Genomic DNA, 12,821 nt, shown 5'->3' with positions numbered 1-12,821 from the left:
ACTAATTCATACTATAAAAGTATTGCGAATTGGTTGGCTTTTTTCGTTTCATTGAATGTCTTTTAAATGGGGTCGAAGTGAGAAACGATCTGTATGAAGAAGAATCAGCTTATTCCCTTGCGATTTCAAAAGGCACACGAATAGAGACTCCTTTCTTCATGAGCCAGGTCAGGTTAGGATACAAGCGTTGTTTAAATGATTTCCAATCCCGATGTTCCAGTTGAGTCCATCCAGCCTCGGCTAATGCTAACGCTCGAGGATATGTCATATAAGTGAGTCGATTAATGTCTTGAATAGCTTCTCCCCATAGCGTACCCATGATTCCTTGTATATGGTTTTGTTTGGTAGGAGATACACCGTAACCGGGATCAAATTCGTAACAACGTTTTAGAGTAGTTACGGGCATTCCCCAATTATTGAATTCAGGTAGATCTCCTTTTAATTGAGGGTAATCCAGATAAGCATATTCGCCGGGGGCCATGATTAATGCGTGTCCGGATTGTGAGGTGAACTCTAAGCAAGATGGGGTTAATTGCCCTCTCCAGCTGACGAGAGTTACAGACTTAGGATAAGGAAACAAGTAGTCTGTAACTGGCGGAAAGATACTGTCTAGCTCGCACCAAAGAATGGGAGATTTCTCTTTCTTTTCCAGGATACCCAGCATGTGATCGAAAAACGGAATCATCAACTGGGATGTTTTTGTATAACCCATTTGTTTCATGAGTGCTTGGCAATGTTCGCATTGCCCCCAATTGGTATCGATTGCAGATTCATCTCCACCTAAATGGATGTATTGGGATGGGAATAAATCGGCTACTTCATCAAGAATATTCTGATACACCTCATATACTTTTTTATTACTGGCACACAACATCAAGTTTGTTGTTTTCCCGACTTCTTTCGTAATGTTTTGTGAAGAAGTACAACCTAGTTCTGGATATGCTGCTAATATGGCGACCGTATGTCCTGGAACATCTACTTCTGGAATGATCTCGACGTTTCTCAAGGCGGCATATTCTATCAAGTCGCGCAGTTCGTCTTGGGTATAATGTTCCGTGCTGGCTAATTGGGGATATTTCTTTATTTCGATTCGCCATCCTTGATCGTCAGTTAGGTGTAGTTGTAGTACATTATATTTATAATGAACCATCTGGTCGATGTAGAACTTGACATCTTCTACCGGAATGAAGTGGCGAGCTGGGTCTATCATTAATGCCCGATACGGGAAACGCGGGGTATCATCGATCGTAATCGGGACAATCCTTTTCTGTTGGGTTGAACAAACATCACCTAGTAGGAGTTGATGTAAAGTCATAATACCGTAAAAAACAGCCCGGGGAGATTTCCCTTTTATTTGGATTTTATCCTTTTTGACGTGGAGGTAATAGTGTTCTTCTCCTTCCATTTGTGGAGAAATTAGCAATTGGATGGTAGCTGATGGATTTTGGGATAGAGAAACATCTGATTGCATCTGTTCCTTGAAAATCTGTTGTAGAGTTTGTGCGGAAAAGGCTAAGTCTGGATGATTTATATAAATTGATGTTTTATGGATGTCTACTTTAAATGGCTTTCCTGTTTCTTGCACGATCGAATTGGGACGTGGAATCAAGGCTGATAGATAGTTTTGAGAATGTGCGTTTATTACACATAGTAAGAGTAGAATAATACGGATAAATGTTTTCATGTCGATTGTATTTTTTTTATAAGTTAATAGAATAGTGTGGCAAAGTTATTAAAAAACAAGAGAGAAGCAAGGTGGTAGATAAGATGTTTTATAAGACATAAAAAGTAACATAATGTGTGAGTTTTGCTATGAAAACTGCCAACTTGTTTTTGTTTAGTATTTTATAATAGATAAGAATGATAATATTAATTTTATTTGTGAGAAAAGTTGTTTCTTTAAAATAACTATTCTATATTTGCACGCGAAAAGCAAAATAATTTAATACCATGAAGACAATTATTATGGAAAAATATTTGGATAATTCAAATAAAAGGTTAGCCAGCCAGCCAGCCAGCCAGCCAGCCAGCCAGCCAGCCAGCCAGCCAGCCAGCCAGCCAGCCAGCCAGCCAGCCAGTATAAACCTAAACAAAAAATACGGCATAAAGAGTTCGTGTATGAAGCAAACTTGCTTCATACACGAACTCTTTATGTTTTTATACCTCATTTTGGCAAATCGTAAGTTAGAAAAATCTGATTAATCCAAAACTTCTTTTCCGTGCGGTCGGGAAGCAATTAGAAACGGAAAAAAGTCCTTCCGTGCGGTCGGGAAGCAATTAGAAACGGAAAAAAGTCCTTCCGTGCGGTCGGGAAGCAATTAGAAACGGAAAAAAGTCCTTCCGTGCAGTCAGGAAGCAGTTAAAAACGGAAAAAAGTCCTTCCGTGCGGTCGGGAAGCAATTAGAAACGGAAAAAAGTCCTTCCGGGCAGTCAGGAAGCAGTTAGAAATGGAAAAAAGTTCTTCCGGGCAGTCAGGAAGCTGTCAGAAATGGAAAAAAGTCCTTCCGTGCGGTCGGGAAGTTATCAAAAATGAAAATAACTCCTTCCGGACGGCTGGGAAGAAATAAATTAGAAATCATTAAAACTAGTATTAATATGAAAGCTGTCAAAGTTTTTAAACCTCTTCAGGTCTCCCTTTTTACAAATGGTCCACATGTGGCATTTATGCAGCGGATCTATGATGAATTAAATTCGTTGATAGAACGGGCTGAGAAGCTGCATGTTTCGGATGAATTGATGGCCGAGTTTAAATCTTTCATCGATTTGGAAAATGACTTGATGAAGGAAGCTAAGAAGTTGGTGAATACATCTGCTCGTCAGGATACTGACAAGGAACGGGATGATGTAGTGGTTTACCTGCTGCAGGAAATGAAGAACGCGGCCCGTTCGCCCATCGAGGCCAAGCAAAAAGCAGGCGCGGCCCTGGGTCCGATTGCTGATGCTTATACGGGTATTCAAAACGAGGCCCAGGATACGGAGACCGTTTCGATCCGAGGGTTGATCATCGATTTGAAGAAGTCTGAAAATGCCCCGCATGTCACGACCTTGGGGTTGGACGACGTGGTTGCTAAACTGGAAGAAATCAATGAACAGTATGACCGGGAACGGAAAGAATTATCGGCAAAAACGAAGGCGGAGAAGAAAGCAAATTCCGATGTGATCCGTCCGCAGACAGATGCCGTGTTGCGCCGTATTCTGGACTTGATCTATGCCAGCGAATTATTATGTGATGAAGAGACAGGCGATTTGGCCTTTATTGAAGATGAGATTGATACGATCAACGTGATCATCGACGAGTTCCGGATGCGTTACAACATGAGCCAGGCGCAGAAAAAGTCAAACGCGAAGGACGATAGCGGCTTGGTGTTTAAGCCAGTGGAGCCGAAAGAGTAGAAAACGAATAACAATTAATGTACACTTGTTTAACCTAAATATAAAACTTAGGAAAATATGATTGAAAAAGTAAGTAAACTAGGATTGGCGTTATTGGGTATGTTATGTATTCCGGTAGCCGTACAAGGAGAAACAGTTCCTGTTGGACCTATCAGTATGTTGTCTCAGCAAGATGGACAGATTTCAGGTGTGGTAAGTGACAAGGCGGGACCCGTAATCGGAGCTTCTGTGATTGTGAAAGGAACTACCAATGGTATAACAACCGATATGGATGGCCGATTTTCTTTGGCAGGATTAAAGAAAGGGGATGTGATCCAGATCTCTTATATCGGTTATGTTACACAAGAAATCAAGTATACGGGACAAATATCTGTAGATGTGACATTGAAAGAAGATTCCCAAAGTTTGGATGAAGTAGTAGTTGTTGGTTTCGGTACGCAGAAGAAGTTGAACTTGACAGGTGCTGTCACTGCTGTTTCGGGTGAGACGATGACTAAGCGTCCTGTTGTTAACACAGCAACCATGTTGCAAGGTCAGGTTCCGGGTTTGCGTGTTAATTCTGCAACAGGAACACCTGGTGATGAATCAACGTCATTCCGAATTCGTGGTCAGGGTACCTTTTCTAGTGCAGGATCAGATCCTCTAATTCTTGTTAATGGTGTACCTGGATCTATCACCAATCTAGACCCTAGCGTTATCGAAAGTGTTTCTGTATTGAAAGATGCTGCTTCAGCAGCTATTTATGGTGCACGTGCTGCTAATGGTGTTATTTTGGTGACGACAAAAGAAGGTGCAGATGTAAGTGATGGAAAAGCGCATATAGGTTATCATGGAAACGTAGGGCTCTATACACCAACACGAATGTATGATTTGGTGACCAATTCGGCAGAGTACATGGAGTTATTTAATTTGGCGAATAAGAATTCCGGATTAGGAAACGCCTACACACAAGAGCAGATCGATGCTTATCGTAATGGTGGAGGTAGTGTACAATATCCAAACTTTGACTGGTTAGACTATATGTTTAATACGGCTGTTGTGCAGAATCATAATTTATCTATTGCCGGAAATTCGGGTAAGACAACATACAATGTCGCATTGAATTTTGTGGATCAGCCAGGTACCTTGAAAGGGTTCGATTATCAGAAATACAATGCAACAGTAAACCTAACTTCTCAAATAACTGACTTTATTAAGATTGGAACGTATACCAGTTTAATGTATGGCGACCGTGAACAACCTCGTCAGGGACAGGATGATGTACTTTTGTCCACAATGTCTCAAGCTCCAACGTATATGCCTTGGTTACCTGATGATGGTTCCGGTGAAGTGAAATGGACATCTTCGGCATATCCATTTGAATCTCATAATAAGAATATGCCGGCTATTATAGGGACAGACACAAAGAAAACATTCCAAGATTTTGATATCAATGCACAATTGTGGTTGGAAGTCAATTTAGCAAAGGGTTTGACTTGGCACACAAAAGGTGCAGCCCGTTTACAATCTGGTAAGACAAAAGAATGGGGAGGATCAGATGTTCCTGTCTATAATTATCATACAGGAGAACAATCCGGTTTCTTAGATCGAGGAAGTAATGGTTTTACGCTAGAGGATACTCGGCGCTTTTATACCAACTTGTACACGTACTTGAAGTATGATTTTTCATTGGCCGATAATGCTCATAATTTCAATGTGATGGTTGGTTATAACCAAGAATCGGAGAAATACGAAAACATAAAAGCTTATCGAAAAGATTATGCATTTGATTTGCCAGTGATTGATGCCGGTTCTCAAGCAAATTGGTCAAATTCAGGAGGAGAAGAAGAATGGGCAATTATGTCTGTTTTTGGTCGCCTCAATTATAACTATAAAGAACGTTATTTGTTTGAAGCTAATATGCGTTATGATGGAACTTCCCGAATTGCATCCGAGAATCGGTGGGGTATTTTCCCTTCTTTTTCTGCAGGTTGGCGTTTGACGGAAGAAGAGTTTATAAAGAATTTGAACTGGAATTGGTTGAATAATGCTAAGTTGAGAGCTTCTTGGGGACAGTTAGGAAATCAAAACATAGGTTTATATCCTTATCAAGCCATGATAAGTGGTGTGACGAATTATCCTTTTGATAAGACAAATGAAACCGTAGGGTATCAACAAACTGCTTATGCCAATCGAAACATTAAATGGGAAACAACGACTATTACAGATGTGGGTTTTGATATGCAGCTCTTCAATGGTTTGAATGTGACATTTGATTGGTATAAGAAGGTTACATCTGATATTTTAAGAAGTTCTCAGGTATCTGGTTTGTTAGGAATGAGTGCTCCTACTGTAAATAATGGGGAAGTTGAAAATAAAGGTTTTGAAATTGCTTTTAATTATAATAATATGATAACTGAGGGCGTTTTCAAAGGATTGCAATATAATGCAGGAATCTATTTTGATCGTTCAAGAAATAAATTGACCAAGTTTGGTGCAGAGGAAATAGGTTCTTACTCTATCAAACGTGAGGGATTGCCTTATGATCAATATTATATGTTGGAGTGTATCGGAATTTTTGCAGATGAACAAGAAGTCGCAAATTCTCCAAAACAATTTAACGACAACACATTGCCTGGTGATTTGAAATACAAAGATCAAAACAATGATGGTGTGATTGACAATGATGACCGTATACCGATGGGTGGTCGCTTCCCAAATTTTGAATATTCTGTAAATTTAGGAGCTAGTTGGAAGGGTTTTGATATATCTTTGATCGGCCAGGGTGTAGAAGGTAAAAGTTTCTACACAAATGATTGGGGTATTTATCCATTCCGTCAAGGGTCTGCTCCTACAAAAGAATATGTAGCAGGTATGTGGACGGAAGAGAATCCTTACAATGCGAAGTTCCCTAGATTATATTTTGATAATTTTGGAGGTAATAAAAATACGCGTCCGAACAGTTATTTCTTGCAAGATGCTTCCTATTTCCGTTTGAAGAACTTGACAGTAGGATATACATTACCTAAACAAATTACGGATAAAATTAATATGTCAAGAGTTCGTGTTTATTTCTCTGGAGATAATTTAGTGACTTTTACGAAGTTTTATGGACTGGATCCGGAGCGAAATGCTGATGGGCGAGCAGCTCAATATCCGCAAAACCGGATTTGCTCATTTGGTTTGAATGTTGAATTTTAATACATAGAAAAATGAAAAGAATAAATATCTATTTAATGTCGGCCCTGTTGATGGGGACAACAGTGTCATGTAGTGACTTTTTACAGAAAGATCCTCCTTCTTCTCCATCCCAATCTATCTTTTGGCAAAAGAAGAGTGATTTTGATTCCGCTTTGGCAGGTACTTTCTCTATAATGTATGAATGGCCGGGAGAAATGTCACAGATTATACCTTGTTTCGATAATTTGACAGATAATTCTATATGTCAGCATAACGAAGATACCTATGGTAGATCACAGACTATAGCATTGGGGGATTTAGATCCTAATACTACTGGTTTTGTGACTTATATGTATTCGCATTGTTATACAGGAATAGCTCGGGCACATTTGGTTATGGAAAACCTGGCTTTGTATGAAGGAAGTGATATGACAGAGGATGATAAGAACTTCATCATGGCTCAATGTAAGGCTTTAAGAGGTTATTTTTATTCGTGGTTGTATTTGTGTTACAAAGAAGTTCCATTGGTGACAAGTTCGTTGACGATGGAGAATATGTATCAGCCCAAATCAACTCGTCCAGAAATATATGCACAAATCATGAAAGACTTTGACGAGGCTATTGCTGCATTACCAGATAAGCCTTATTCTGATTCTCAAATGAGTGGATATTTTTCTCCAGGTGCATTGAAAGCATTTAAGGCTCGTTTGATGTTGAATGATGCTTATGATGAAAATGGAAAAGCAATTCCAGAGAAGATGAAAGAAATTGTTCCTTTGTTGGAAGAAATTCAAGGTTATTCTTTAGCGGATCGGATGCGTGACAATTTTATTTCAGAAAAACAATTGGCTTCTCCTGAAATTATGTTTTCTGTTCGTTATTTAGCTCCCAATATAACGCATAGTATGGATTTGTATTATGGTAACTGGACAACTTGTGGTGTAACACGTGACTTAGTGGATGAGTTTGAATGTACAGATGGTTTAAAATGGGGAGAATCTCCATTAACACAAGAAGTGGATGAGAGTTTATTGAGTACAAACTCCATGGCTGATGATGCTTATAATGAACGTGAAAAATTATTTCAAAATAGAGATCCTCGTTTGCGTGAAACAGTAACCCACAGTGGTTATGCTACATTTCCTGATGAAGGTTATGAAGATAAAGAACGACTGAAATTAACAGATCAACAGCAGACTGGTTTTGGTATGATGAAATATCTTCAACCAACAACAATAATGCCTAGTTATTCAACCATTTCAGATGCAGATGTTATCATTTTACGATATGCAGAAGTCTTGTTGATGATTGCAGAAGCTGAAAACGAAGTGAATGGACCTACTCAGAAAGTTTATGATGCAGTTAATGCTGTACGAGCTCGGTCAGAAATGCCTCCTCTGCCGGATAATTTAAGTCAAGATGAAATGCGTGAACGTATCCGTCATGAATGGCGAGTTGAATTTGTATTTGAAGGACAACGTTATTTCCAATTGAAACGTTGGAAATTAATGGAAGAATTGGTAGATGGAGCTGTTGATCCTGCCTTACCTACTTATATAAAGGTATTCAAACCTGCTTTCTATTATTGGCCAATACCTCAAACAGAAATTGATAAAGCAGGAGGAGTTTTGGTTCAAGATTCCAATTATAAGTAAGTATTATTAATCAACTTTCACTACAATCTAATCCCGTTGGATTGTGGTGAAAGTTTATTTTGTCTAGACGTGATTAATGAAAGTATAGATTATTTTATATAGAATTATTCAATAAACAAGATATGAGGTACTTTTTGTTGATTGTCGTTGGTCTTATTTTTTGCCATGATATAACAGCCCAACCTGAAAAATGGGGATATTGGACAAAATGGGGTGATCAAGGAAATGGAACTTATTTAAATCCGATCATCCCTTCAGACTATAGTGATATTGATTGCATTCGTGTTGGAGATGACTATTATGCCATATCATCAACTATGCAATTTTCTCCAGGGATGACAATACTACATTCAAAGGACTTAGTAAATTGGAGAATTTGCGGAAATATAATTGCAGACTTAACAGAAATTTCTCCAGCATTAAATTGGGACCGCATGAATCGCTGTGGTCGAGGTGTGTGGGCGGGAACTCTACGCTATCATAATCATCGTTTTTATTTATACTTTGGAACTCCAGACGAAGGTTATTTCATGACATCTGCCAGCCAACCAGAAGGACCTTGGGAACCACTTACTCCCCTTCTTTCAGAGGCGGGTTGGGATGATTGTACTGTTATGTGGGATGAAAATGGAGAAGCCTGTTTTGTCGGCACTCATTTTGCTGATGATTACAAAACGTATTTATTTAAGATGTCAGCAGACGGAAAATGGATAGACCGAGAATCTGCTTTACTTATTAACTCAGGGAATGGGCGAGAGGCTAATAAACTTATAAAAGTGAATGGATGGTATTATCTGATCTTTAGTGAACACAAATCTGGTATTGGGCGATATGTGATGGCTAAACGTGCAAAAAACATGTTTGGACCTTACCAAGAAGAAAAACAACTAGCGTTGCCCTCTCGTGAAGCAATGGAACCTAACCAAGGAGGTATTATTCAAGGAAAAGATGGAAATTGGTATTTTCTTACTCACCATGGAACAGGTGATTGGAGTGGAAGAATCGTTAGTCTTTTACCAGTAGTTTGGGAAAATGAATGGCCTATTATTGGTAAATCAAAGCATGGTATTGGTTCGATGGTTTGGTCTGGGAAATTACCATCCAAAGATGGTGACAAGTTCAAGATCCAAAAGAGTGATAACTTTAACAGTTCTATACTTAACTCACAATGGCAGTGGAATTATCAGCCTCGGTCAGAAATGTATTCTTTGACTGATCGTCCTGGCTGGATGAGACTAAAAGCATTCCGACCATTAAAGCCGAATCAATTATTAAAGGCCGGAAATACTTTAACACAACGTTGTTTCCGGAAAGAAAAAAACGAAGTTGTTGTTAAAATGGATATTTCCAAGATGGCAAACGGACAAAGAAGTGGTCTTTGCCATTTTTCATCACAACATGGAGCTATTGGAGTATTTAAAGAAGGAGATATTTATTTTCTTGAATTTCGGGAAAATGACGAAGTTAAAAGAATCAGAAAAATTAGGACGCAATATATATGGTTCAAATCCAATTGGGGATTAGATGGTGTTTCCCATTTCTCCTATAGTTTGGACGGAAAGTCTTTTACAACCCTTGATACCGGTTATCAAATGGTGTGGGGTTTTTACCGGGGAGATCGTATCGGAATTTATTGTTTTAACGACGAAAGAGAAGAAGGATTCGTTGATATCGATTATTTTATGTATGAATAATCCTTCAAAAAAATTTTTTCACCTAATAAATATTAGAAGCCTATGAAAACTTTCATTTATATATTTTTATTGTGTAGCAGCTATTGTTGTTTGTTTGCTCAAAATAAAGTGATATATCCTTATGATTTAGATGTAAAAGAACATCCAGATCATTTAAGATACCATGTTAAAGCCCCAGATTATTCTGTATTTGATAATAAAACACAATTTATTGCTTTAAGAGACCTTTCAGGAGATAACTATAAGGAACGTATGTCTTTATGGGTTGACAAATATAAACTAGGGAATATATTGTGGGTGTCCTATCCATTGATTTATCAAGATAATTTGAAAGAGGTTGTTTCGGAAATAAAGAAGAGAAATTTATATTTATTTGATTTATGGGGCTACATTCCTGGTTCCGGTCCTGGTGGTTATTGGCAACAATTTGTTATTCCAGATGGTGTTCTTGATTTATTTAAAAATGAATTGGGAGAACGTTGGCTAGGTATGGATAATGGGGAACAAGATGGTCGTTATGTAGGAAGTTTTGCTCCGAGAATGTATCCTATGGGAAGTGATAGGAAACAACAATATTTTAATTTTCAACGTCATTTCCAAGAGATGGGAAACCAATTGGGTAACAAGTTGGCAACATTGGTTTCTTTGAATTTTGGACACTATTTTTTGAAGGAAGGTATTTATACATTGATAGGTGCTGAAACAGCTCAAGGACTTCCCAATTCTCAGATCTATTATTCATTTATACGCGGAGCAGGAAAGCAATATGGTGTACATTGGTTTGGAAATGCTTCCGTTTGGAACCGATGGGGTTGGAAGAATTATGATCCAAAGACGATTAGCTATGCTGAGAACGATTATAATGCAGGTAATCCTTTAAAAGGAACATCTTTAAGTTTGCTAAAACGTTTGATGTATACACATTTATTCTATGATTGTGTGGCTGTTGGGTTCGAGGGTTCTATGGAAATAGATGAAAAGAGATTGAGTCCAATAGGTAAAATACAACAAGAAGCTGTAAAATGGTCTGAAAAGTATCAAGATCCTGGAACCATGTACACGCCTGTTGCTTTCATGACAGATTTCTTTTCAGGATGGTCTTTCCCCAGACATCTTTATTCTGGCGACGCTTATAAAGTTTGGGGGAATTTACCTTATGAAAAATCGGATTATTTAACTGACAATATGTTGAATATCATATATCCGGGATATCAGGATGCTTCGTATTATCATGATGAAAGAGGTTTTATTACGCCAACTCCTTTTGGAGATATGGTCGATTGCCTTATGAGTGATGCTCCCTTGTGGGTACTTAAACAATATCCGTTGCTGGTGATCACAGATGAATTACAATCCAATATTGAGGTAAAAGACAAATTAAATGCGTATGTCCAAAATGGTGGTCATCTGGTTATAACTTCTGGTTCTTTGAAAAATTTACCCGATGGAATTGCTGGTATTCAAGTGAAAGGAGAAGTTAATGTAAGTTCATCCATTGTCTATGGTGGAGAAACTATAAAAGAAAATGATTCTTTTGTCTTATCTGAGTTAGAACTACCTCAAAAAGCTACTGTTATTCAGACTTGTGGTGATGTCCCTGCTATTGTAGAAATAACTGAAGGAGCAGGAAAAGTAACGGTCATAGCTTCTCCTTTTGGTGTTTCAGAACATCCTCAATGTCCTCTTCCGGTTAAGATAAAAGAAGATCAACCATTAGACAAACCATATCCGATGTTGAAACACGTACAAGCATATATGGAAGATTTGTTTTCTACTTATACGTTGTTTGAAACAGATCCGAATTTGAGTCTTGTTACATGCGTGAAAAGTGCCAATGAGTATTCTGTTTTAATTACTAATAGCAGTTGGAATCCTTGTACATTTGACATCCGTTCAAAAATAGGGGAAATATCGTCTATCGAAGAACTGAAAATTAACCATGATGAAATGAAGGCTGTTGGATATACACCTAAAGTTGTATCTGTATCTCCAGGGAAAAATACGTCCTCTATCATTGCCGGTGGAGGAACCAGAGCTTTCCGCATTAAAATAAAAAATCCAAAAGTCAGTGTGGCAGCCAAAATTTCTCCAGTACCTAATAATACTGGATCTGCATTAGTACTAAGAAATATTCGGAATATAAAAGAAGAGATATTATCTCGGCCCACATTTTTTGCTCATTATGATCGGGTAGTAATTGATTGGAGATATTTGGAAGAAAAAGAAAAGAATGTTCTGGCAGAAGAGTCTGGTTGGCTGAAACGCCAAAAACTAAAAATATCTGTTGATCTAACTTCCGGTTTAAACTTGTATCCAGATCTTCGAATAGTAAATAATGATAAAGTTTATTATGAGAAAAGTATGAATAGGATCAAGCAAATCATAGATAAGATGTCCATCTTGGGAAGTGATAAATTGATCATTTCATCTCAAAGAACAATAGAAAATAATTTTACAGAAGAGCAATTCAATAAGTCGTTAGTTGAATCATTTCAGATTATAGCAGATTATGCGAAAGGGAAAAATATTCAGGTCGTTTATCGTCCTTCTTACCGAAGAGCTGCAGCAGACGTTCAATCCGCTATTAGTACGGTAAAGCATGTAGAACGTCCGAATTTTTCATTGGCTCCTTCAATAGCCTTATTATTATTGGATAAAACAAATTTAAATAAGAATATTGAAGCATTAAAACAGACAGATGTATCTGATCTGATTGTGTCAGCTCCTCAATTTGATTTGCATCATCAGATATGGAATATGAATAGGCCCATTTATCAATATGAGGATAAAGAAGCTGTATTGAAAATTATAAATAGTTTCCCCAATATCCATCGGATAATGGATGGGCTTTATGATTCATGGGATGATGAATATTTGGATAGTAGGTTTTTAAATAGTAAATAGTGTGATATATAAAATG

7 protein-coding genes are annotated in these 12,821 nt (G+C 37.9%); 6 read left to right on the top strand and 1 reads right to left on the bottom strand.

Annotation, left to right across the window (positions count from 1 at the left end; genetic code table 11):
* Positions 1-109: 109 nt before the first annotated feature.
* Positions 110-1,684, bottom strand: coding sequence for a beta-N-acetylhexosaminidase (locus tag MUN53_RS08535; protein ID WP_243324757.1), 1,575 nt, complete (start codon positions 1,682-1,684; stop codon positions 110-112).
* A 266-nt stretch (positions 1,685-1,950) separates the two neighbouring features.
* On the opposite strand from MUN53_RS08535, the gene MUN53_RS08530 reads away from it, so the two are divergent.
* The 6 genes from MUN53_RS08530 to MUN53_RS08505 all read left to right on the top strand — a co-directional run bounded on the left by MUN53_RS08530 (position 1,951) and on the right by MUN53_RS08505 (position 12,805).
* On the top strand, positions 1,951-2,202 hold the full coding sequence (locus MUN53_RS08530) for a PT domain-containing protein (protein ID WP_243324756.1): 252 nt from the start codon (positions 1,951-1,953) through the stop codon (positions 2,200-2,202).
* Between the two features lie 393 nt (positions 2,203-2,595).
* The gene (locus MUN53_RS08525) at positions 2,596-3,393 is read left to right on the top strand and encodes a DUF6261 family protein (protein WP_243324755.1); all 798 of its coding nucleotides are present in this window, start codon (positions 2,596-2,598) and stop codon (positions 3,391-3,393) included.
* Between the two features lie 57 nt (positions 3,394-3,450).
* Positions 3,451-6,573, top strand: a complete 3,123-nt coding sequence (locus MUN53_RS08520) for a SusC/RagA family TonB-linked outer membrane protein (protein ID WP_243324754.1) — start codon at positions 3,451-3,453, stop codon at positions 6,571-6,573.
* An 11-nt stretch (positions 6,574-6,584) separates the two neighbouring features.
* On the top strand, positions 6,585-8,207 hold the full coding sequence (locus MUN53_RS08515; protein WP_243324752.1) for a RagB/SusD family nutrient uptake outer membrane protein: 1,623 nt from the start codon (positions 6,585-6,587) through the stop codon (positions 8,205-8,207).
* Positions 8,208-8,329: 122 nt separating this feature from the next.
* On the top strand, positions 8,330-9,901 hold the full coding sequence (locus MUN53_RS08510) for a glycoside hydrolase family 43 protein (RefSeq protein ID WP_243324750.1): 1,572 nt from the start codon (positions 8,330-8,332) through the stop codon (positions 9,899-9,901).
* A 42-nt stretch (positions 9,902-9,943) separates the two neighbouring features.
* The gene (locus MUN53_RS08505; protein WP_243324749.1) at positions 9,944-12,805 is read left to right on the top strand and encodes an apurinic/apyrimidinic endonuclease family protein; all 2,862 of its coding nucleotides are present in this window, start codon (positions 9,944-9,946) and stop codon (positions 12,803-12,805) included.
* Positions 12,806-12,821: the final 16 nt, after the last annotated feature.

Source organism: Parabacteroides faecalis (assembly GCF_022809355.1).
Lineage (GTDB): Bacteria > Bacteroidota > Bacteroidia > Bacteroidales > Tannerellaceae > Parabacteroides > Parabacteroides faecalis.
The sequence above is the reverse complement of the archived record's forward strand: the minus strand, read 5'-3'. Positions and strand labels throughout refer to the sequence as shown.